A 20711-nucleotide genomic window follows, 5' to 3' on the forward strand; every position below is an offset into this window, starting at 1 on the left:
CCGCACCCTCCCCCCACCCCCCCCCCCGCCCCCGCCCCCCCCCCCCCCCGTCTCTTGTTTGCCACACCCCCCCCCCCTTTCACCCCCCGCCCCCCCCCCCCCCGGGGCCCCGGCCCGCGCACGTTAGGGAGAACTCATGGAGCTCAAAGATCGCGTGGCCCTGATCACTGGGGGCGGATCCGGGATCGGGCGGGCCAGTGCACAGCGACTGGCGGCCGAGGGCATGCGGGTGTGCGTGCTCGACATCGACGGTGACACGGCCGAGGGGGTGGCGAGCTCACTCGGTGGGCTTGGGCTGCGGTGCGATGTGTCGGACGCCGAGCAGGTGGAGCGGGCCTTCGACACCTGCAGGGCGGAACTCGGCAGCGTGGATCTGGCATTCCTCAACGCGGGCATCACCATTCACTGGACCGGTGACATCGGGACCCTCGACCTGGCGCAGTATCGGCGCTCCGTTGGAGTGAATCTGGACGGTGTCGTGTTCGGTGCGGTGGCGGCCGTCCGTGCGATGCGGGCTCGCGAGAATGCCACGGAAGGTCTGATTCTGGCGACCGCGTCGCTGGCGGGCCTGCTGCCTTGGCATCCCGATCCGGTCTACTCCCTGGGCAAGCACGGCGTGGTCGGGTTCATGCGGTCGATCGCGCCGAACCTCGCCGCCGAGGGGATCGCCGCGCACACGATCTGCCCCGGCATCACCGAGACCGGCGTGCTCGGTGATCGGCGTTCGCTCGTCGAACGCCTGGGTGTGCCCGTGATGGAACCCGAGGCCATCGCTGACGCGGTTCTGACAGCCGCCGGCGCACCGCTGGATGCGGCGGGGTCCTGCTGGGTGGTGCAGCACGGAAAGCCGGCATGGGCAATGGAATTCGCTGACGTCGAATGCCGCGACAGCCGTCTGAACATGCCCATCGCGCGGCGCTAGCCGAACATGCCTGCGATCGTCAGCCGATGATCGCAGGCATGGTGTCCCAGCCCCGGACCGTGGCCGTGGGGGCCCGGACCGCGTGCTCGGAATCGATCGTCCAATCCGGCCAGCGCTTGAGGATCTCCTCCAGCGCGATTCGGCCTTCGAGGCGCGCCAACGACGCCCCCAGACAGAAGTGCGTGCCGCGGCCGAATGACAGGTGATTGGCATTGCGGTGGATGTCGAATCGTTCGGGGTCGTCGAACTTGCGCTCGTCGCGGTTGGCGGCCCCTGCCATCAGCAGCAGCGCGCTGCCGGCCGGAATGGTCTGACCGTGGAACTCGACGTCCTTGGCCACATACCGCGCGATGTGGTGCACCGGCGGTTCGTAGCGCAGCACCTCCTCGACGGCCAACGGGATCAGCGACGGGTCGGCCACCAGCTCGCGGCGCTGATCGGGGTGCTCACCCAGCAGCTTTCCCAGCCAGCCGAAGAGGCGGCCGACGGTCTCGGTACCGGCATTGGCGATCACCCCGAGGAATACGAGCAGTTCGTCGGTGCTCAGTCGGCGCACGGTGCCGGACACGTCTTTGAACTCGACGTTGAGCAGTTCGGTGACCAGGTCGTCGGAGGGGTTCTGCTCACGCCACGCCACATAGTCGGCGAACATGTTGCCGTTGAAGTAGTTGGTCTTGCTGACCTTCAGTGGCTTCCCGGGTTCGTTGCGCAGCCTGCGGCCCGCGATGGACCGCACGCTGCGCTGCAGTGAGTCGGGCATGCCGACCAGCATGCCGATCACGCGCATGGGCAGCTCGGCGCCGAGATCCAGGGTGAAGTCGAGGCGGTCGCCCTCGGTGAGGGGATCGAGGCAGGCCGCGCAGAATGCCCGTACATGCTCCTCGATGGCGGCCATCTTCCGCGGCGTGAATGCGCGTGACACCAGCAGCCTGTGCACGGTGTGCAGCGGAGGGTCTTCGTTGATGAACACGCCCAGCGGCATGACGGGTTCGGCCTTGACCACCTCGAGGATGTCGCCTTTGGCAGAGCTCAGGTTGTCGATGTCGCGCAGACCGGCCTCGACGTCGGCGAAGCGGCTCAGCCCCCAGAAGTCGAGCCGCTCGTTGTAGTACACGGGGGCTTCGTCCCGCAGTCGGCGGTAGGTGGGGTAGGGGTCCACGTCGATCTCGATGTCGTACGGATCGTACGAGAGCTGATCGGCCCGTGACTGGTCACCGTCTAAGGCGTGCATCGTGCTCCTAGGTCCTGGTGTAAGTCCTTGTGCCGGAAGCCGACCTGGCATGCAGTACGATCGTACAGCACCCGCCGGATGGACTGAAGGAGCGGCGATGGAATTGGGCTACGTCTCGCTGAACACGCCCCGCGACATACCGGTGGCGGTGCTGGGTGCGGAGCTGGAATCCCGTGGTTTCGAGTCACTTTGGGTCGGTGAACACCCGCAGGTGCCGGTCTCTGCCGGTGCTGCGCTGCCCAAGAGTCTGCTCGAGTCCCAGAAGCAGATCCTCGACCCGCTGCTCTCGCTGGCCATGGCGGCGCAGGCCACCACGACGCTGCGCCTCGGCACGGCGGTCGCGCTGCCGCTCGAACGCGAGCTGTTCACCCTCGCCAAGCAGGTCGCCACGCTGGACCTCCTCAGCGGGGGGCGACTGCTGTTCGGTGTGGGAGTGGGGATGCGCGCCGAACTCGAGGCGTCGAGGCCGATCGCGTGGTCCGACCGCTACCGGGCGCTCGCCGACATGGTGGCTGCGCTGGACGCGCTGTGGACCCAGGACGAGTCGTCGCACCATGGCGAGTTCTTCGACTTCGATCCGGTGTGGTCCTACCCGAAACCGCATCAGCGCCCGCGTCCGCCCCTGCTGGCGTCCGCGACCGGGCCCAAGGCCGTGCGGGCCTGCGCGAAATGGGCCGACGGGTGGCTGCCGGGTGATGCCGCACTGCGTGACGTGGCCGGAGCGCTGTCCGACTTCCGCCGGGCGGCCGAGGAGGCCGGTCGCGATCCGGCCGCACTGGACCTCACGATCATGGTGTGGGGCGAGCCGAAGGTCGAGGTGCTGGCCGGCTATCGGGACCTCGGATTCAACCGTGCGGTCGTCGGTGGCGGAAGGCGCGGCGGTGCTGATCCCGCGACCACGCTGCCATTTCTGGACCGGTGCGCGCAGTTCGTCGACGAGTTGCGGTGACCCCGCGACCGCCGGGCGCGCCGGGCGAGACCTAGGACTCCTCGAGTGACTCCAGGTACTGCTCGAAAGCCGACGTCACCTCTTTGTGGGCGGTCTTGACCCCCACACCCTCTTCAAGGCTCAGGAACTTCGGGATGCCCGACATCAGCAGTTGCAGTGCGGCCAGCGAGAAGTGGCCGCCCGGGCGGGCGTCCTTGCCGAACTTCGCCGCCAGCGCGTCCACCTGCACCTTGCGCATGCGCTTGGTCACCTGGGCGATCTCGGTCTGGATCGACTTGCGGTGGTTGCCCAGGGCCATGAACTCAGTCATCAGGGCGCCCGTCGCCTCACGCTGGTTGTAGCGCCACAGCGTCCGAAGCGGTTCGTCGGGATGAGCCGCCAACGTCTTCGTCAGGTACTCCAGATTGGCTTCGGAGTACCGACGAATCGCGGCGACGAAGATCTCATCGAGGGTGGGGAAGTAGTACTGCACCAGGCTGGGGGTGACGCCGGCCTCCGAGGCCAGCGCGCGGTAGGTGACGCTGGCGTAGCCCTTCTCCAGCAACAACCGCTCGACGCAGTCGAGCAGGGCGTCGCGCGTCTTGGAGTTCTCAGCGCCGACGCGCCGCGGTGCTGCAGCCATGATCTCCTCGCCTCTTGAACTGCCTACAGTCTGACACGCACTGTGCGGGCCGCACTGCGACCCGGCTATGCTATACGGGTGTATAGCCTACGGCGCTTTTTGACGTGGGATCACCCTGAGATGGTCGGAGGATGTCGGTGCCCAAACGCATGATCTTCACGCTGTTGGTGATGAACTCCGTCGGACACAACTTCCAGGGCGGCTGGCGGCATCCGCGGGCCCGTAACCGGGAGTACAAGAACTTCGACATGTGGGTCGATCTGGCGAAGAAGGCTGAGCGGGCCAAGTTCGACGCCTTCTTCTTCACCGACGTCCTCGGAGTGCAGGGGGAGTACAACGGATCGCGGGACATCGTCTTCGAGCAGGCGATGAACGTACCCATCGGCGACTGCACGATGCTGCTGCCGGTGCTCGCGCACGAGACCACCGACATCGGACTGATGTACACGAGTTCGGTGATCCAGCAGCATCCGTTCGCGTTCGCGCGCCAGGTGTCGACGCTGGACCAGCTCAGTGGCGGCCGGGTCGGGTGGAACATCGTCACCTCGGCCAACGAACGCGCCTTCGCCAACTTCGGCGTGCCCGGCGGGCTGACCCACGACCAGCGCTATGAGTGGGCCCAGGAGTACACCGACGTCGTCTACAAGCTGTGGGAGGGATCGTGGGACGTCGACGCCGTGGTCGACGATCCCGACCGCGGGATCTACACCGACCCTACGAAGGTGCACGACATCAACCACGTCGGCGACCGCTATCGCGTCGAGGGCTACAACCTCATGGAGCCCTCGCCGCAGCGGACGCCGCTGCTCGCACAAGCCGGCGGATCACCCGCGGGACTCGACTTCGCGAGCAGGCACGCCGAGGTCATGTTCCTGTCGGCGTTCACGCCCGAGGCCATCGCGCAACAGGTCGGCACGGTGCGGGCCAAGGCCCGCGAACACGGGCGTTGCGACGAGGACATTGTCTTCCTGCAGGGGCTGATGTTCGTGGTGGGCTCCACCGACGAGGAGGCCAACCGCAAGTGGATGGAACTCGAGGAGTGGCGGTCGCAGGAGGCGCAGGCGGCCTATTTCGCCAGCCTGTCCGGTATGGACCTCGGCCAGTATGACCCCGAGACCCCGTTGGAGGACCTCCTCGAGTCGATGCCGGGCATCCAGGGCGCGTTCCTGTCGCTCATCAACGCCTGGCCCGCGGGCAGCAGGCCCACCATTCGGGACTTCCTCACGACGATGTCGCTGCCGCAGATGGTGGTCGGCTCACCCGAGACCATCGCGACGCGGCTGATGGAGTTCCAGGCTGCGGGTTCCGACGGCTTCCAGGTGATGAACATGCTGATGCCCGAGAGCTACGACGACTTCTTCGACCACGTCGTGCCGGTGCTGCAGGCGAAGGGCCTGATGCAGACCGAGTACCGCCCAGGGACATTGCGGCAGAAGATCTTCGACACCGACCACCCGCACATCAACGAGCGCCATCCCGCACGGGGTTTCCGCGGAACGCTCGCCTGAACGCCGAAAGGTGACTTGTTCACGGGTTTTCCCAGGAAGGCCCGTGAATAAGTCACCCCTCGGCGGTAAAAAGGGGAGAGGGCTAGAGTTCCGCCAGTCTGGGCACCGACCCGCGGGCCCGCAGACCCGCGCCGACCTTGCGGGTGAGTTCCCTTGAGCTGCCGAGCAGTCCGTCGAGCACCAGCACCCGCTTCACATGCACGTGCAGATCATGCTCCTCGGTGAAACCGATGCCGCCGAGCACCTGCTGGCAGTGCTTCGCCGCGGTCAGTGCGGCCCTGCCCGCCGCGGCCTTGGCCAGCATGGCGGTCAAGTCGGGGCTCTCGGTGCCCGGCAGTCCCAGTGTCGCCTCGGCGCCCTCGATCGCGACCAGCGTCTCGGCCAGACGATGCCGGACGGCCTGAAACGACGCGATGGGCTTGCCGAACTGCACCCGGTCCAGGGCGTGTTGGCGGGCCAGCGACAGCATCGCCCGTGCCGAGCCGACCAGCCACCACCCGACCGCGCGGCGGGCCTCACCCATCCGCATCAGTTCACCGTCGGGCACCCGGCGCAGCGGCAGACCGCCCAGCGTCTGATCGCCGTCGTCGGCCCGGGCCCACACCACCCAACCGCCGCCCGTGTAGGGCACGGGGGGCGTGCCGCCCGGCAGGCCACCGATGGTCTCCAGCAGCACATCGTTGAGAACTGAAGCGTGCGAACCTGTTTCGCCCAGCAGTCGGAACACCAGCGGGATCGCCACGTCGGGCATATCCGAGAGCATCTCGGCCCAACCCAGTTCGGCGAGCGCGGCGTCCAGCTTGGTGCCGGAGGTGGTCAGCATGGTCTTGCGCAGCGCGTCCTCGAGCAGTCCGAGCGATTCCGCGTCCATGGTCTCCATGCTCACTCCTTCCCCAGATCCAACAGCCGACGGGAGATGATGTTTCGCTGCACCTCGGCCGTGCCGCCGTAGATCGTGGCGGCCCGCGAGTACAGGTACTCGGTGCGCCAGTCGGTGTCCTCCAGTTCGATCACGCTGGGCATCAGATCCCGTGCGGTGTCGTAGAGCAACTGCTCGGCGCCGGCCAACAGGACCTTGTCGATCGAGGTGTCCGGTCCGAGCCTGTGGCCCTCCGCCAACCGGTGCTGCGTGGCGCGCGACCGGCAGCGCAGGGTGTGCAGCGCCAGGTAGACCGCGCCCAGATCACTGTCCACGGCCTGCCCGTCACCCTTGACCTCGGCGACCAGGGCGTCGAACCGCGAATACAGGTAGGCGATGCGCTGCCAGAAGCACGTCGAGCGCTCATACGGCAGCAGATCCATCGCGAGTTGCCAGCCGTCGCCGGGCTTTCCGAGCATGCGGCCGGCGTCGACCTCGACGTTGTCGAAGTAGACCTCGCAGAACTCGTCGACATCGTGCATGGTGCGCAGCGGGCGTACCGAGATGCCCGGGGTGTCGACGTCGACGAAGAACGCGGTGATGGCCTGGTGGTTGGGGGTCTCCGCGTCGCCGGTGCGGGTCAGCAGGATGCAGCGCTGCGAGTGCTGGGCAAAACTCGTCCACACCTTCTGGCCGTTGATCACCCACTTGTCGCCCTGCTGGCTCGCCCGAGTCGTGATCGAAGCCAGGTCGCTGCCGGAGCCCGGCTCCGAAAAGCCCTGGCACCACTGCTCTTCACCGCGCAGCAGCTTGGGCACCATCTCGGCCGCGAGGTCGGTGGGTGCGTAGTCGATCATGGTCGGGGTCAGCACCTCGAGCATCGAGTACGGACCCGGTTCGGCCAGTCGACGTCCGACGACCTCTTCGCCGACGATGGCCCGCAGGATCGCGGGACCACCGAGGCCGCCCGCATGCTCAGGCCAGCCGTAGCGGCCCCACCCCGCGTCGTACAGCGCCCGCTGCACTCGCCGGAACTGGGTCATGTGGCCGGCCAGCGAGTGGTCGTCCGGCGGCGTCAGGTCACACTCGTCCAGCCAGGCGCGCAACGCCTTTCGGAACTCGGCAGGCTGATGCAGATCGGTCATCCGGCCTCGGGCCTGCCGATCGCGTGCGGGCGGCCGTGGTCGTGATCACCGCTGCGCCGGATGAACGTCATGGCACGGGTCCGCAGGCGCCACCCGTCCTCGGTACGCACGTAGGTGTCGCGGTAGTAGCCGATGCGCATGTCGTGCTTGGAGTGCTCGATGAAGCACAGGGGTTGGATACCCGAGGCAGTGTCGGCGCCCTCGTCGAGGTCGATGAGCGCGGTGCCGGTCATGAACAGACCCTTGGGCGCGGCATCGACGAGAACCGGAAACCGGTTGAGGGTGTAGGTCTCGCCGAATGCGCTGTACGTGCCGTCCGGCGTGAAGACACTGACCAGGCCGTCGATGTCACCCTGGGTGATGGTGACGGCGTACTTGGCGAGCATCTGCTGGATCTCGACCAGATCCTCGATGCGGGTGGGCTTAGTTGTTGATCTCATTTTTGAAGACCTTGCCACCTTTCATGACGAAGTTGACGTTTCGGGTCACGCGTATGTCGGCCAACGGATCTCCCGGCACCGCGATGATGTCGGCAACCTGATCCACGGCCAGCCTGCCGCGGTCGGTGACGTTGATCAGGTCGGCCGCCACCACGGTGGCCGCTCGAAGCACGGCGGCCGGCGGCAGGCCCCATTCGACCAGGGTCACCAGTTCGTCGGCGTTCTTGCCGTGCGGGATCGCGGGAGCGTCGGTGCCCACCGCGATCTTCACCCCCGCCTCATAGGCTGCCTTGATGGATGTGCGCGCCTTCGGGAACATCTCGGCTGCCTTGGCCTGCAACTCCGGCGGGGCCTTCGACACATCCATGTACTCGGCGAGCCGGCGCGTCGAGACCAGGAACCGGTCATGCTCGACCATCAACTTGATGGCCTCGTCGTCCATCAGGAACCCGTGTTCGATGCAGTCGATCCCGCAGTCGATCGCGTGCTTGACGGCCTCGGCGCCGTGCGTGTGGGCCGCCACTCGCAGCCCACGACGGTGCGCCTCGTCGACGATGACGCGCAGTTCCTCATCCGAATAGTGCTGTGCGCCCGCCTCTCCGGTCAACGACATGACGCCGCCCGAACAGCACACCTTGATCAGCTGGGCACCATGCTTGATCTGGTAGCGCACGGCCTTGCGGATCTCGTCGACGCCGTTGGCGATGCCCTCCTCGATCGTCAGTTCCAGAACACCCGGCATGAACGCGGCGAACATGGTCGGATCCAGATGGCCACCGGTGGGCGTGATCGCGTGCCCTGCGGGAACCACACGCGGTCCCTCGATCCAGCCGGCGTCGATGGCCTTGCCCAACGCGACGTCGAGCAGGTACCCGCCGGTCTTGACGAACAGGCCGAGGTTGCGCACCGTCGTGAAACCCGCCCGCAGGGTGCGGCGCGCGTTGCCGACCGCGCGCAGCACCCGGGTCGGGGGATCGTCCTGCACCTGGGACAGACCGGGGTTCTCCCCGCGCCCACCCATGAGCAGGTTGACCTCCATGTCCATCAGGCCGGGCAGCAGGATCGAGTCACCAAGGTCGATGACCTCGGAGTCGTTCGGAAACGGCCCGCCCACACCGACAATGCGGTCACCGTCGACACGGACGATGCCGGGGCGAATGATCTCCCCGGCATCGACGTCAAGCAGTCCGGCTGCTTTGAGCGTAAGCACGCTTAGACCACCGGCTCCTTGACGATCTCGACCCATGCGGCACCGCTGTCGAGCACCCGCGGCTGCTTCCACACCTCGACCGGGAAGCTCACCATCACCACGGACTGCATCAGGTGCATGAGCCGCTTGGCGTCGTCGGGCATGTCGTGCAACGGGAATCGCGCATCGAGGTAGACCATCACCTCTTCGAGGCGAGCGGTGCCCGCGTCGTAGAGATCCTGCATCTCCTCCATGGTCGAGGCCAGCCGTTTGGCGTAGCGCTCGGGCTCGGTGGCCAGGATCCAGTCGCTGAACCGCTCCAGGTCGGCGAACTCAGCGGGCAGAAGGGCCTCTTTGGTGTCAGACATGTGCGGGGCTCCCGTTGGTCTTGGCGGACTGCTCTGCTTGGGCTTCTTTGTACCTGTCGACATACTTGTGCGCGGTGTGGTGCAGGTGGCGCAGCAGGATCTCCTGATCGCACAGCGGGAATTCGGTGACTGCCCGGGTGCCGATCTGGGTCTGGGTGGCCTCCAGGGTGTTGGCGTCCTGCAGCGCGTACTCCTTGAATGTCACCGCGGCCAGTTCCTGCGAGAGGCGCTGGCGGGTGTTCTTCGGCGGCACGAAGTACAGGTTGGCCTCGAAGATGTGGGAGTCCACGCCGGTGGGCCAGTAGTTGTAGGTCAGGTACCAGCCCGGAACCCACAGCAGCAGAGTCCAGTTGGGGAAGAACTCGAAGGAGTCCTGGCCCCATGTGGGCTGACGCGCCGGGTTGACGGCCGGGGGCAGTTCGTCGGGGAGGATGCCCTTGATGTCGGGCCGGTCCCACGGGCCGAACAGGCCGGAGTGCAGGATGCGCTCGATCGGTTTGACCATGTTGAGGTCCTTGGGCGGGCTCATGCCCCCCCAGGACGAGATCATCGAGTGCTGATCCTTGATGTCGTAGTGCAGCGCCTCGAAGCCGATCTTGGCCAGCTTCTCGGCCTCCTCCTTGGTCGCCTGCTTCATGTGCAGGATCGGCGCGTGGTAGAACTCGACGAACGCGTCGATGAACAGCTTCCAGTTGGACTTGATCTCCGCGCGGTAGCTGTAGTGCTCGGTCATCTCGTGGAACGGATACCCCTTGAGGCCCTGACCGAACTCACCCAGGTAGTCCTCCAGCGGCTCGGCGTCGTCGTCGAAGTTGACGAAGATGAAGCCCTCCCACACCTCGCAGCGGACCGGCTTGAGCGGGTAGTCGGCCTTGTCGAGGTCGAAGAACTCGTCCTCCTGCTGCACGAAGGTCAGATCGCCGTTGAGGCCGTAGCGCCAGGCGTGGTACTTGCAGGTGAACTGCCGGCAGCTGCCGGAGACCTCTTCGCCGGGGTAGTCATTCCACACCAGCTTGTTGCCGCGGTGGCGGCACAGGTTGTAGAAGGCACGGACGGTGCCGTCCTTGTCCTTGACGATGATGATCGACGTCCCGGCGCCGACCGACGGCATCTCGCGCGTGAAGTAGCTGCCGGTCTTGGGCAGCCGCTCGACGCGGCCGACGTGCAGCCACGTCTTGCGGAAGATCGCCTGCTGCTCGAGCTTCCACTGCTCCGGATCGATGGAGTCGGTGTAGTCCACGGGAGCGGTGCCGAGTTCGGGCCAGTTCTCGGTCCAGCTGCCTACCGCCGGTTTGGGAAAGTGGGCCATCAGTCAGTTCTCCTGTTCTTCCAGGCGTTCGGGGCCGTGATCGGGCGGGGTGTGACGCCGAGGGGTTCAAGGGGCGATCGGTTGACCGGCACAGCGGCTGTACTCGTCATGGGCCTGTCTCCTCTCGCTCACGAGAATCATATTCTCATATACGGATAACAGATTTCCACGAAGTTCCCGTTTGGTCAACGTGCGTGTCGTGGCGGGCTGGCCGACGCGAATCGCGGACAACCCCGCCCACCTGCGCTTACGCCTCCGGCAACTCGACCGAAGCCGCTTCCGGATGTTGATTCTCTCGAAGTGAGAAGCTAGTTTCCTAGTGGGGAGAACGCATTGAGCCGTCGCGCCGCCGTCTGTCGTCGCCACCCCGTCGACTGACGAGGATCCTTGGATTGGGCGCCCGCATGGAAGGAATGCCATGAACAAGGACGACATGATTCTGATCAGCGTGGATGATCACATCATTGAGCCGCCGGATATGTTCGCCAATCATCTGCCGGCCAAGTATGTCGATGAGGCACCGCGGTTGGTGCACAACGCCGATGGGTCTGACACCTGGCAGTTCCGGGATGTGGTGATTCCGAATGTGGCGTTGAATGCGGTGGCGGGCCGGCCCAAGGAGGAGTACGGGCTGGAGCCGCAGGGTCTCGATGAGATCCGGCCCGGTTGTTATGACCCGGCCGAGCGGGTCAAGGACATGTCTGCCGGTGGGGTGCTTGCCACGATGAACTTCCCGTCGTTTCCCGGGTTCGCGGCGCGGTTGTTCGCCACCGAGGACGTCGAGTTCTCGATGGCGTTGGTGCGGGCCTACAACGACTGGCACATCGACGAGTGGTGCGGCAGCCATCCGGGGCGGTTCATTCCGATGGCGATCCCGGCGATCTGGGATCCGCAGTTGTGCGCCGATGAGGTGCGCCGGGTCAATAAGAAGGGTGTGCATTCGCTGACGTTCACCGAGAACCCGTCGACGCTGGGGTATCCGTCGTTTCATGATCTGGAGTACTGGCGGCCGTTGTGGGAGGCGCTGGTGGAGACCGACACGGTGATGAACGTGCACATCGGCTCGTCGGGGAAGTTGGCGATCACCGCTCCGGATGCGCCGATGGATGTGATGATCACGCTGCAGCCGATGAACATCGTGCAGGCCGCCGCGGATCTGTTGTGGTCAGCACCCATCAAGGAGTTCCCGGATCTCAAGATCGCGTTGAGTGAGGGTGGGACGGGTTGGATTCCGTATTTCCTGGATCGGGTGGACCGCACCTTTGAGATGCATTCGACGTGGACGCATCAGGACTTCGGGGGGAAGTTGCCCTCGGAGGTGTTCCGGGAGCATTTCATGACCTGTTTCATCTCCGATCCGGTCGGGGTGAAGAACCGGCATCTGATCGGGGTGGACAACATCTGCTGGGAGATGGACTACCCGCACAGTGATTCGATGTGGCCCGGTGCCCCCGAGGAGCTGATGGCGGTGTTCGACACCTACGACGTCGCCGATGACGAGATCAACAAGATCACCCACGAGAACGCGATGCGGCTCTACCACTTCGACCCGTTCACCCACATCCCCAAAGACCAGGCCACCGTCGGCGCCCTGCGCGCCAGCGTCGAAGGCCACGACGTCTCCATCCGCGCCCTCTCACACGAGCGCGATGGTGAGAAGGCGACTTTCGCGGATTTCGCGGCCAAGGCCACCGAGATCTCCGGAGCCAAGCAGTAGTCCGCCGCCGCGAACGCGGAGGCAGACCGACTCGCACCGTTCCAGGGGCACGGTGCGAGTCGACAACCATGTGCAGATGAAGGGCAGAACATGTCTGGCGGAATGAGTTTCGAACTGACCGAGGATCAGGAGCTGATCCGTAAGTCGGTCGCGGAACTGGCGTCCAAGTTCGACGACCACTACTGGATGCAGAAGGACCAGGCACACGAATTCCCGCAGGAGTTCTACGACGCGATCGCCTCTGGCGGCTGGCTCGGCATGACCATCCCGGAGGAGTACGGGGGCCACGGTTTGGGCATCACCGAGGCCACCATCCTGGCCGAGGAGGTGGCGCGGTCCGGCGGAGGTATGAACGCCGCGAGTTCGATCCACATGTCGATCTTCGGCATGCAGCCCGTCGTCGTGTTCGGCTCCGACGAGATGAAGAGGGCGACGCTGCCACGCATCGTCAACGGCGACCTGCACGTGTGCTTCGGAGTCACCGAACCCGGCGCCGGCCTCGACACCAGCCGCATCACCACCTTCGCCAAACGGGATGGTGACCATTACGTGGTCAACGGCCGAAAGGTCTGGATCTCCAAGGCTTTGGAGTCCGAGAAGATCCTGCTGCTGACCCGCACCACACCCCGCGATCAGGTGGCCAAGCCCACCGACGGGTTGTCGCTGTTCCTCACCGACATCGACCGCGACCACATCGACATCCGCCCCATCACCAAGATGGGACGCAACGCCGTCAGCTCGAACGAGGTCTTCATCGACGACCTGCGGGTGCCCGTCGAAGACCGTATCGGGGAGGAGGGCAAGGGCTTCTCCTACATCCTGCACGGCCTGAACCCGGAGCGGATGCTGATCGCGGCCGAAGCGCTCGGTATCGGACGGGTCGCATTGGACCGTGCGGTGAAGTACGCCAACGAGCGCGTCGTGTTCGACCGGCCGATCGGCATGAATCAGGGCATCCAGTTCCCGCTGGCGGACTCGCTGGCCCGACTCGACGCCGCAGAGCTCATCCTGCGCAAGGCGACCTGGCTCTACGACAACGGGAAGTCCTGCGGCCGGGAAGCCAACATGGCCAAGTATCTGTGCGCGGACGCGGGGTTCGATGCAGCGGACCGCGCATTACAGACCCACGGCGGCATGGGCTACTCCGAGGAGTACAACATCTCCCGGTTCTTCCGCGAGTCCAGGCTGATGAAGATCGCCCCCGTGAGCCAGGAGATGATCCTGAACTTCCTCGGCTCCAACGTCCTGGGCCTGCCCAAGAGCTACTAGGAGAATCCCCCCTCGATGAGGACCTATTTCGATCTGACCGGACGTTCGGCAATGGTGACCGGCGCGGGTGCCGGGATCGGCGCGGCGGTGGCCGAGGCGCTCGCGGGCGCCGGCGCGACCGTGCTCGTCACCGACATCAGTGCCGACGCCGCAGCCGGGGTCGCCGAGCGGATCAACACCGCGGGCGGCAAAGCCGACAGCGCAGCGCTGGATGTCAGTGACCGCGACGCCGCGGTGGCCGCCGCGGGGCAGGCCGCCGCGCTTGGCGGGGGCAGTCTGCACATCGTGGTCAACAACGCCGGGGTGACGTCCCCGGCGATGTTCCCCAAGCTGACGGATGAGACCTTCCGGCTCACCTTCGACATCCACGTGATGGGGACTTTTCACGTCACCCAGGCCGCGCTGCCGCACATCCCCACCGACGGCACGGGCCGGGTGATCAACGTGACGTCGTCGGCGGGGATCACCGGAACCCTGGGGCAGGTGAACTATTCGGCGGCCAAGGCCGGCATCATCGGCTTCACCAAGTCACTCGCGCGTGAACTGGCGCCCAAGAACATCCTGGTGAACGCCTTGGCGCCGCTGGCCGCGACGCCGATGACCGAGACCATCCGCACCAATGAGAAGTTCGCGGCCAACATGATGAATCGCATCCCGCTGAAGCGTTGGGCGCAGGCCGACGAAGTGGCCGGTGCGTTCGTCTTCCTGGCCTCCGATGCGGCGTCGTACATCACCGGGCAGGTGCTCCCGGTCGATGGCGGCATGGTTATGTGAGGCCATGACAGACACGCAGCCCGCATCGGGCCCGCTGGCCGGCATCACGATCGTCGCGATGGAACAGGCCGTGTCCGCACCCATGTGCTCACGGGTGCTCGCCGACTTCGGTGCCCGCGTCATCAAGGTGGAGAACCCCAAGGGCGGTGACTTCGCCCGCGACTACGACGACGTCGTCAACGGACCCGGGGGCCTCGCCGCACACTTCGTCTGGGCCAACCGGGGCAAGGAGTCCATCACCCTCGACCTGAAATCCCCGGCGGGCATTGAGATCCTGCACAAACTCCTCGATCGTGCCGATGCCCTGGTGTCCAATCTCGCGCCGGGCGCGCTGGCCCGGATGGGCTTGGCCGCCGCCGACCTGCGCGACCGGCACCCCGACGTGATCCCCGTCGAGATCGACGGTTACGGGCCTGGCGGCCCGCTGTCCCACAAACGTGCCTATGACCTCCTGGTGCAGGCCGAGTCCGGAACCTGTGCCGCGACCGGCTATCCGGGGATGCCCGCTAAACCGGGTCCCCCCGTCGCCGACATCTCGACAGGTCTGTACTCCGCGCTGTCGATCATGGCGCTGCTCCTCGGCCGCGCCCGGGGGCGCATTGAAGGGCCGATGCCCGCGGTCGCCGTGAGCCTGTTCGACACCATGACCGACATCATGGGCTACCAGCTGACCTACACCCAGCACTCCGGAATCGATCAGCAGCCGTTGGGGATGAGTTCCCCCGCGGTGGCGCCCTACGGGGCGTTCCCCACCCGGGACGGTCAGACCGTGGTGCTGGGCACCACCAACGACCGGGAATGGCAGCGGGTCGCCCGCGAGATCATCAACCGGCCCGACCTGGCCGACGATCCGAAGTTCGCCACCAACAGCGACCGCTGCGCGCATCGCGACGAGCTGAACGCCGCGATCGGATCCTGGTGTGCGGAGAACGATCTCGTCGACATCCAGCGGATCGCCGATGCGGCCGGGATCGGCAACTCGCGATACAACCTGCCCAGTGAGGTCGTCGCGCACCCACACCTGCGGGCCCGCGACCGATGGCGAGAGGTGGCGACGCCGAAGGGCCCGATCGAGGCGCTGCTGCCGCCCCCGGTGATCGCCGGATTCGAACAGCCCATGGGAGCGGTGCCCGGACTCGGGGAACACACCGACGCCCTGCTGGCCGAGTTGGGCTACCAGCCGGCCGACATCGACGCACTGCGCGCCCAGGGCGCGATCGGGCCGGCCCACCGGGCCGAAGTCCACTGACCGAGCCCACTGACCCAGCCTCACAGAACACACGGATCGAGGAACAGGCATGAGAGAAACAGTGATCGTCGGCGCGGTGCGCACCCCCGTCGGAAAGCGCAACGGCGGCCTGTCCGACCAGCATGCGGCGGACCTGTCCGCACTGGTCCTCAACGAACTCGCGGACCGCACCGGCGTCGACCCCGGCATCATCGATGACGTGATCTGGGGCTGCGTATCGCAGGTCGGTGACCAGTCCAGCAACCTGGGCCGGTACTCGGTGCTGGCCGCGGGGTGGCCCGAGCACATCCCGGGAACCACGGTGAACCGCGCCTGCGGATCAAGCCAGCAGGCGCTGGATTTCGCGGTGCAGGCCGTCATGTCGGGCCAGCAGGACGTTGTAGTCGCCGGTGGGGTCGAGGTGATGAGCCGAGTTCCGCTGGGTGCGGCCCGCTCGACGGGAACCCCATACGGGCCCAAGGTTTTCGCCCGGTACGACGACTTCTCGTTCAACCAGGGCATCTCGGCCGAGATGATCGCGCAGAAGTGGGGATTCGACCGGACCCAGGTCGACGAGTACTCCGCGCGCTCACACGAACTCGCGGCGGCCGCGCAGGACCGCGGAGCATTCACCGACCAGATCGTCCCGGTGGCCACCGAAGGTGGGCCCGTCACCGCGGACGAGGGTATCCGGCGCGGAACCACCACGGAGAAGCTCGCCGGACTGAAGCCCGCGTTCACCGAGGACGGTCTGATCCACGCCGGAAACTCCTCGCAGATCTCCGACGGTGCCGCGGCGCTGCTCGTGACGTCCGCCGAGAAGGCCGCCGAACTCGGGCTGACGCCGTTGGTGCGCTATGTCGCAGGCGCGGTCACGGGCGCCGATCCGGTGCTGATGCTCACCGGACCGATCCCAGCGACCGAGAAGGTGCTGCGCAGGGCGGGACTGGGTGTCGGGGACATCGGCGTGTTCGAGGTGAACGAGGCCTTCGCGCCCGTACCCATGGCGTGGCTCGCCGACACCGGCGCGGATCCCGACCGGCTCAACCCACTCGGCGGTGCGATCGCACTCGGTCATCCGCTGGGCGCCTCGGGTGCGGTGCTGATGACCCGGATGATCCACCACATGCGTGACAACGGAATTCGATACGGGCTGCAGACCATGTGCGAGGGCGGCGGCACCGCCAACGCCACCGTGGTCGAGCTCGTCTAGCGGGAATCAGGAGACAACTGTGCGCCGGACGCTGTTCACCGAGGATCACGAGGCGTTTCGTGAACTTGCCCGCGACTTCATCGAGAAAGAGGTCGTGCCGGCCTACCCGCACTGGGAGAAGGCAGGCCGGATGCCGCGCGAGACGTTCGCCAAGCTCGGCGAGACCGGGATCATGGGTGTCGCGATCCCCGAGGAGTACGGCGGCGGCGGGCAGTCCGACTACCGCTACAACGTGGTGCTCCAGGAGGAGGCGGCCCGCGCGCTGGTCACGCTCTCCACGGTGCGCACCCAACTCGAGGTGATCCTGCCGTACTTCCTGCACTACGCCAACGAGGAGCAGCGCAAGCGCTGGTTCCCGGGCCTGGCCGCCGGAACCCTGCTGACCGCGGTCGCGATGACCGAACCGGGCACCGGATCCGACCTCGCCGGGGTGCGCACCACGGCTGTGCGGGACGGCGACGAGTACGTCCTCAACGGCGCCAAGACGTTCATCACCGGCGGCATGCAGGCCGACCTGGTGATCGTCGTCGCGCGCACCTCGACCGACCCCGACAACCGCCGCAGGGGGCTGACGCTGCTGGTGGTGGAGGACGGTATGCCCGGCTTCGAGCGCGGCCGTGAACTGGACAAGATGGGCTGCAAGGTTCAGGACACCGCCGAACTGTCGTTCACCGACGTGCGGGTGCCCGCTGCCAACGTACTGGGGGAGGAGGGCGAGGCGTTCTCCTACCTCGGCCACAACCTCGCCCAGGAACGGCTCACCGTCGCGGTCGGCTCGGTGGCGCAGTCGCGCTCGGCGATCACCGCGGCCATCGACTACACCAAGTCCCGCAAGGCCTTCGGCACTCCTGTGGCGTCCTTCCAGAACACCAAGTTCGAACTGGCGGCGTGCTCGACGGAGGTCGAGGCCGCCCAGGCGATGCTGGACCAGGCTGTCGCCGAGCACGTGGCGGGTGAACTGTCCGGCGCCGACGCCGCGCGGGTCAAGTTGTTCTGCACCGAGATGCAGGCCCGGGTGATCGACCGCTGCCTGCAGCTGTTCGGCGGCTACGGCTACATGATGGAGTATCCGATCGCGCGGCTGTACACCGATGCGCGCGTGGCACGGATCTACGCCGGGACGTCTGAGGTGATGAAGGTGATCATCGCCAAGTCGCTGGGACTATAGCGCCCCGACATATTCGCCCATAACAACGTTTGGGCGCGAAAACCTGGGGTTTTCGCGCCCAAACGTTGTTATGGGCGAAACACGCGCGGGACTGGTGTGGCGTAGCACAAAATAAGTCAAAAGAGACCCTTGTCACACTGATGAAACCGACCTACTGTGTGTTCAGTAAGTTGGTTCGCTCAATCAGGAAGTGTCCTTCTTCGTGACCTCTGCCAGGCCATATGCGACGTTGCTGGCCAAAGGTGAGGACCGCAAAGCCCGGATCCTCGCCGCAGCGCAGCGGCTGCTCACCCGCAACGGGTGGCGCAACACCACCCTGGCGCAGATCGCTAAAGAGGCGGGCGTCAGCGCCGCGGGACTGCTGCACCACTTCGAGTCCAAGGAACAGTTGCTGCACGCCGTCGTCGACGCCCGCGACGCCGACGACGACGCTCATGCGGACCGCTCCGGCGACCTGCTGGAGCAGATCGCGCGTGTGGGTGCTCGCGTGGACCGAAACCCGGAACTGGTCGGCACCTACTCGGTGCTGCTCGTCGAGAACCTGATGCCCGACGCCCCGCTGCACGATCGCATGTTCAACAGGCAGCGTGCCGCTGTCGACATCGTGGCCGACCTCATCCGTCGGGGTCAGGAATCCGGCCGGTACCGCTCTGACTTCGACCCCGCCCTCAAAGCAGTGCAGATTGTGTCCCTCGTCAACGGAATGGAAATCTCATGGTTGCTCGATCCCTCGATCCCGCTGCAGGAAGCGTTGCGCGAGTACGCGAAATCCCTGGCGCGGGAGTTCGCGCCGGAGGCAACATCATGAGGTACCGGCTCGACGTCGTCGCGCCCACGGTGGCTGAGGCCGTGCGAGCCGCCGGCGGGTGGATGTTCGATCGTGTGATGGCCGGCTGGGACGTCCGGGTGCTGCTGCACCGCGCCGAGGCGGCCGACGATCGCGCACTGCAGATCATCGGCGCTGACACCGGTGACCTCGAGTCTGCACTGGCCACCGGTCCCAACGGGCTGCGGCCGCATGCGCTCGCGGTCGCAGCCGACTTGTACCAACACGACTCGCGGATCCGGGAGGGCGTGCGCCAGGCTCTCGAAAGCGGACAGACCGAGGTGACGCTGTGGGGCGAGTCCTGGCCGGCGGAGTTGGACCACAGCGGTGTCGGCTCGGTCGAGCATCGGCTCAGTGTCGCCGCCCGCGCGTTCAAGGCGCAGGCGCTCGCCGCGCTCGACTGCCGGGATGTTCCCGCGGGTTCGGTGATCGAGACGTTCCGCAGCGGCACCCCGGCGTCGTGTCCGGTGGCCGCAGACCTCGTGCCCGCCAGCTGATTCCACACGCGAAAGCGGCCACTGAGCATGTGACTCAGTGGCCGCTTTCGCGTGTCGGTCCTACTCCCGGATGCTGATCGCCTGCCGCGGGCACTGCCGCACGGCCTCACGGATCTGCGCCTCATTCTCCGGCGTCACCTCATCCGTGAGGACGTGCAGATAGTCCTGGTCGTCGAGGTCGAAGACCTCGGGGATGATGCCCATGCACACCCCGTTGGCCTCGCAGAGTTCGAAGTCGACTTCCACTTTTCCGCTCATCAGCGCAGCACCTTCACCGGAACATGGTGGAAACCAGCGACATTCTGCATGTGCACCCGCTCCAGTCCGTCCCACTGGACCTCGTAGCGAGGCATGAAATCCAGGAGCCGCTCCAACGCGATCGTGGTCTCCAGCCGCGCCAGGGCCGCGCCGAGGCAGCTGTGGATGCCGTAGCCGAAGCCGAGGTTCTGTGACTCGGTGCGGTCACGGTCGATGTCGAAGATGTGGGCGTCGGTGAATGCGCGCGGGTCCCGGTTGGCGGCGGCCTTCATCAGGAACACCGGCTTGCCTGCGGGGATGGTGGTGCCGTGCAGGTGTGCTTCCTTGAGCGTGAAGCGCACGTTGTAGTGCACTGGTCCGTCGAATCGCAGCATCTCCTCGACCGCTGCGGGGATCTTGCTGCGGTCGTCCAGCAGCTTCTGCCACTGCTCGGGATTCTTGGCGAAGGTCACCATCGCGCTGCCGACGAGCTTGGTGACGGTCTCCGCGCCCGCGCCGCCGAGCAGTGAGGCGAAGCCCGCGATCTCGACGTCGTCGAGTTTGCGGACCTGGCCGTCCTCGGTCAGGATCTCGGCCGCCACGAGGCGGCTGAGCATGTCATCCTGGGGATTCGCCCGCCGTTCCTGGGCCAGCTTGTAGTAGTACATGCCGGACTCGATGGCCGCGGCCATGCCGGCCTCGGTGTAGCCGATGTTGCCGGGTTCACGCGTCAGCGACGTGTCGATCCAGTGCCGCACCATCTGTCGGTAGTCCTCGGGCACACCCGCCATCCGGGTGATGACCTCGACGGGGAACGGGCCCGAGAAGTCCTGAATGATGTCGAAGTTGTCGGGGTCGACCTGAGACAGGTAATGGTCGACGAGTTCCTCGACCGTCTGGCGCTGGGACTGGATCGCGCGCGGCGTGAACGCCTTGTTGACCAGGCTCCGCATCACGCGGTGCTCCGGCGGATCCATGAAGATGATCGACTTCTGCGGTCCCTCCTCGGACTGCACCATGGCCAGATCGCAACCGCGGGTGGAGGAGTAGGTCTCGTGATCCTTGAGGGCGGCGGCGACGTCGGCGTGCCGGGTCAGCGCATAGAAGTCGAACTCCTCGCTGTAGTACACCGGTGCCTCGTCCTGCATGCGCAGGTAGATCTCATAGGGATCGTTGAAGTACTCGTCTGAGAACGGATCGAAAACGACCTGGGGTCTGGTCATTGGTCCTCCGCGGGCTG

21 protein-coding genes are annotated in these 20711 nt (G+C 66.1%); 11 read left to right on the plus strand and 10 right to left on the minus strand.

The genetic code is table 11. The features are described 5' to 3' along the window. The first annotated feature begins 136 nt into the window (after positions 1-136). On the plus strand, positions 137-922 hold the full coding sequence (locus A5727_RS19035) for an SDR family oxidoreductase (protein WP_068253175.1): 786 nt from the start codon (positions 137-139) through the stop codon (positions 920-922). 19 nt (positions 923-941) lie between these two features. Here A5727_RS19035 and A5727_RS19040 read toward each other — a convergent pair whose 3' ends face one another. Then, the gene (locus A5727_RS19040) at positions 942-2153 is read right to left on the minus strand and encodes a cytochrome P450 (protein ID WP_068253179.1); all 1212 of its coding nucleotides are present in this window, start codon (positions 2151-2153) and stop codon (positions 942-944) included. 97 nt (positions 2154-2250) lie between these two features. Here A5727_RS19040 and A5727_RS19045 point away from each other — a divergent pair, with 97 nt between their 5' ends. Beyond that, positions 2251-3102: a TIGR03619 family F420-dependent LLM class oxidoreductase gene (locus tag A5727_RS19045; protein WP_068253182.1), complete on the plus strand. Its 852-nt coding sequence runs from the start codon at positions 2251-2253 to the stop codon at positions 3100-3102. A 31-nt stretch (positions 3103-3133) separates the two neighbouring features. On the opposite strand, the gene A5727_RS19050 is transcribed toward A5727_RS19045, so the two are convergent. Continuing rightward, positions 3134-3724 carry a TetR/AcrR family transcriptional regulator gene (locus tag A5727_RS19050; protein ID WP_068253185.1) on the minus strand — a complete coding sequence of 197 codons (591 nt, stop codon included), beginning with the start codon at positions 3722-3724 and terminating at the stop codon, positions 3134-3136. 131 nt (positions 3725-3855) lie between these two features. On the opposite strand from A5727_RS19050, the gene A5727_RS19055 reads away from it, so the two are divergent. Beyond that, the gene (locus A5727_RS19055; protein WP_068253188.1) at positions 3856-5232 is read left to right on the plus strand and encodes an NtaA/DmoA family FMN-dependent monooxygenase; all 1377 of its coding nucleotides are present in this window, start codon (positions 3856-3858) and stop codon (positions 5230-5232) included. A gap of 82 nt (positions 5233-5314) precedes the next feature. Here the strand turns inward: A5727_RS19055 and A5727_RS19060 are convergent, their stop codons facing one another. Genes A5727_RS19060 through A5727_RS19085 form a run of 6 tightly spaced genes read right to left on the minus strand, consistent with a single transcriptional unit; the run spans position 5315 to position 10542 of the window. After that, entirely contained in the window at positions 5315-6103 is a 789-nt protein-coding gene (locus A5727_RS19060; RefSeq protein WP_068253301.1) for an acyl-CoA dehydrogenase family protein, read from the minus strand. 11 nt (positions 6104-6114) lie between these two features. Next, positions 6115-7236: an acyl-CoA dehydrogenase family protein gene (locus A5727_RS19065; protein WP_068253191.1), complete on the minus strand. Its 1122-nt coding sequence runs from the start codon at positions 7234-7236 to the stop codon at positions 6115-6117. Next, the gene (locus A5727_RS19070; protein ID WP_068253194.1) at positions 7233-7676 is read right to left on the minus strand and encodes a nuclear transport factor 2 family protein; all 444 of its coding nucleotides are present in this window, start codon (positions 7674-7676) and stop codon (positions 7233-7235) included. Before A5727_RS19070 ends, A5727_RS19065 begins: the two co-directional genes overlap by 4 nt. After that, positions 7660-8886, minus strand: a complete 1227-nt coding sequence (locus A5727_RS19075; protein ID WP_068253198.1) for a metal-dependent hydrolase family protein — start codon at positions 8884-8886, stop codon at positions 7660-7662. The genes A5727_RS19070 and A5727_RS19075 overlap by 17 nt, the downstream gene beginning before the upstream one ends. Positions 8887-8888: 2 nt before the next feature. Further along, positions 8889-9233 carry a hypothetical protein gene (locus A5727_RS19080; protein WP_068253201.1) on the minus strand — a complete coding sequence of 115 codons (345 nt, stop codon included), beginning with the start codon at positions 9231-9233 and terminating at the stop codon, positions 8889-8891. Further along, entirely contained in the window at positions 9226-10542 is a 1317-nt protein-coding gene (locus tag A5727_RS19085; protein ID WP_068253204.1) for an SRPBCC family protein, read from the minus strand. Before A5727_RS19085 ends, A5727_RS19080 begins: the two co-directional genes overlap by 8 nt. Positions 10543-10960: 418 nt before the next feature. On the opposite strand from A5727_RS19085, the gene A5727_RS19090 reads away from it, so the two are divergent. From A5727_RS19090 to A5727_RS19125, 8 genes are all read left to right on the plus strand, one after another. Next, the gene (locus A5727_RS19090; protein WP_068253208.1) at positions 10961-12259 is read left to right on the plus strand and encodes an amidohydrolase family protein; all 1299 of its coding nucleotides are present in this window, start codon (positions 10961-10963) and stop codon (positions 12257-12259) included. A 102-nt stretch (positions 12260-12361) separates the two neighbouring features. Next, complete coding sequence (locus A5727_RS19095; protein ID WP_068253211.1) at positions 12362-13528, plus strand: acyl-CoA dehydrogenase family protein; 1167 nt, start codon at positions 12362-12364, stop codon at positions 13526-13528. A 15-nt stretch (positions 13529-13543) separates the two neighbouring features. Continuing rightward, positions 13544-14302 carry an SDR family NAD(P)-dependent oxidoreductase gene (locus A5727_RS19100; RefSeq protein ID WP_068253214.1) on the plus strand — a complete coding sequence of 253 codons (759 nt, stop codon included), beginning with the start codon at positions 13544-13546 and terminating at the stop codon, positions 14300-14302. Between the two features lie 4 nt (positions 14303-14306). Further along, the gene (locus A5727_RS19105; RefSeq protein ID WP_068253218.1) at positions 14307-15551 is read left to right on the plus strand and encodes a CaiB/BaiF CoA transferase family protein; all 1245 of its coding nucleotides are present in this window, start codon (positions 14307-14309) and stop codon (positions 15549-15551) included. Between the two features lie 49 nt (positions 15552-15600). Continuing rightward, positions 15601-16743, plus strand: a complete 1143-nt coding sequence (locus A5727_RS19110; RefSeq protein WP_068253221.1) for a thiolase family protein — start codon at positions 15601-15603, stop codon at positions 16741-16743. 19 nt (positions 16744-16762) lie between these two features. After that, positions 16763-17911, plus strand: coding sequence for an acyl-CoA dehydrogenase family protein (locus A5727_RS19115; RefSeq protein WP_068253224.1), 1149 nt, complete (start codon positions 16763-16765; stop codon positions 17909-17911). A 202-nt stretch (positions 17912-18113) separates the two neighbouring features. Then, on the plus strand, positions 18114-18719 hold the full coding sequence (locus A5727_RS19120; RefSeq protein WP_068253303.1) for a TetR/AcrR family transcriptional regulator: 606 nt from the start codon (positions 18114-18116) through the stop codon (positions 18717-18719). Continuing rightward, complete coding sequence (locus tag A5727_RS19125; protein ID WP_068253227.1) at positions 18716-19234, plus strand: hypothetical protein; 519 nt, start codon at positions 18716-18718, stop codon at positions 19232-19234. The genes A5727_RS19120 and A5727_RS19125 overlap by 4 nt, the downstream gene beginning before the upstream one ends. A 60-nt stretch (positions 19235-19294) precedes the next feature. Here the strand turns inward: A5727_RS19125 and A5727_RS19130 are convergent, their stop codons facing one another. Both A5727_RS19130 and A5727_RS19135 read right to left on the minus strand, forming a co-directional pair. Beyond that, positions 19295-19492 carry a ferredoxin gene (locus A5727_RS19130; protein WP_068253231.1) on the minus strand — a complete coding sequence of 66 codons (198 nt, stop codon included), beginning with the start codon at positions 19490-19492 and terminating at the stop codon, positions 19295-19297. After that, positions 19492-20694 (minus strand): cytochrome P450, encoded by a 1203-nt coding sequence (locus A5727_RS19135; protein WP_068253234.1) that lies wholly within the window; start codon positions 20692-20694, stop codon positions 19492-19494. The genes A5727_RS19130 and A5727_RS19135 overlap by 1 nt, the downstream gene beginning before the upstream one ends. Positions 20695-20711 lie beyond the last annotated feature (17 nt).

This window comes from Mycobacterium sp. ACS4331, assembly GCF_001667265.1.
Lineage (GTDB): Bacteria > Actinomycetota > Actinomycetes > Mycobacteriales > Mycobacteriaceae > Mycobacterium.

Excerpts from the sequence above, each read along its gene's own strand:
- A5727_RS19035 (WP_068253175.1), top strand. The coding sequence starts at position 137 with ATGGAGCTCAAAGATCGCGTGGCCCTGATCACTGGGGGCGGATCCGGG.
- A5727_RS19040 (WP_068253179.1), bottom strand. The coding sequence starts at position 2,153 with ATGCACGCCTTAGACGGTGACCAGTCACGGGCCGATCAGCTCTCGTAC.
- A5727_RS19045 (WP_068253182.1), top strand. The coding sequence starts at position 2,251 with ATGGAATTGGGCTACGTCTCGCTGAACACGCCCCGCGACATACCGGTG.
- A5727_RS19050 (WP_068253185.1), bottom strand. The coding sequence starts at position 3,724 with ATGGCTGCAGCACCGCGGCGCGTCGGCGCTGAGAACTCCAAGACGCGC.
- A5727_RS19055 (WP_068253188.1), top strand. The coding sequence starts at position 3,856 with ATGTCGGTGCCCAAACGCATGATCTTCACGCTGTTGGTGATGAACTCC.
- A5727_RS19060 (WP_068253301.1), bottom strand. The coding sequence starts at position 6,103 with ATGGACGCGGAATCGCTCGGACTGCTCGAGGACGCGCTGCGCAAGACC.
- A5727_RS19065 (WP_068253191.1), bottom strand. The coding sequence starts at position 7,236 with ATGACCGATCTGCATCAGCCTGCCGAGTTCCGAAAGGCGTTGCGCGCC.
- A5727_RS19070 (WP_068253194.1), bottom strand. The coding sequence starts at position 7,676 with ATGAGATCAACAACTAAGCCCACCCGCATCGAGGATCTGGTCGAGATC.
- A5727_RS19080 (WP_068253201.1), bottom strand. The coding sequence starts at position 9,233 with ATGTCTGACACCAAAGAGGCCCTTCTGCCCGCTGAGTTCGCCGACCTG.
- A5727_RS19085 (WP_068253204.1), bottom strand. The coding sequence starts at position 10,542 with ATGGCCCACTTTCCCAAACCGGCGGTAGGCAGCTGGACCGAGAACTGG.
- A5727_RS19090 (WP_068253208.1), top strand. The coding sequence starts at position 10,961 with ATGAACAAGGACGACATGATTCTGATCAGCGTGGATGATCACATCATT.
- A5727_RS19095 (WP_068253211.1), top strand. The coding sequence starts at position 12,362 with ATGAGTTTCGAACTGACCGAGGATCAGGAGCTGATCCGTAAGTCGGTC.
- A5727_RS19100 (WP_068253214.1), top strand. The coding sequence starts at position 13,544 with ATGAGGACCTATTTCGATCTGACCGGACGTTCGGCAATGGTGACCGGC.
- A5727_RS19105 (WP_068253218.1), top strand. The coding sequence starts at position 14,307 with ATGACAGACACGCAGCCCGCATCGGGCCCGCTGGCCGGCATCACGATC.
- A5727_RS19110 (WP_068253221.1), top strand. The coding sequence starts at position 15,601 with ATGAGAGAAACAGTGATCGTCGGCGCGGTGCGCACCCCCGTCGGAAAG.
- A5727_RS19125 (WP_068253227.1), top strand. The coding sequence starts at position 18,716 with ATGAGGTACCGGCTCGACGTCGTCGCGCCCACGGTGGCTGAGGCCGTG.
- A5727_RS19130 (WP_068253231.1), bottom strand. The coding sequence starts at position 19,492 with ATGAGCGGAAAAGTGGAAGTCGACTTCGAACTCTGCGAGGCCAACGGG.
- A5727_RS19135 (WP_068253234.1), bottom strand. The coding sequence starts at position 20,694 with ATGACCAGACCCCAGGTCGTTTTCGATCCGTTCTCAGACGAGTACTTC.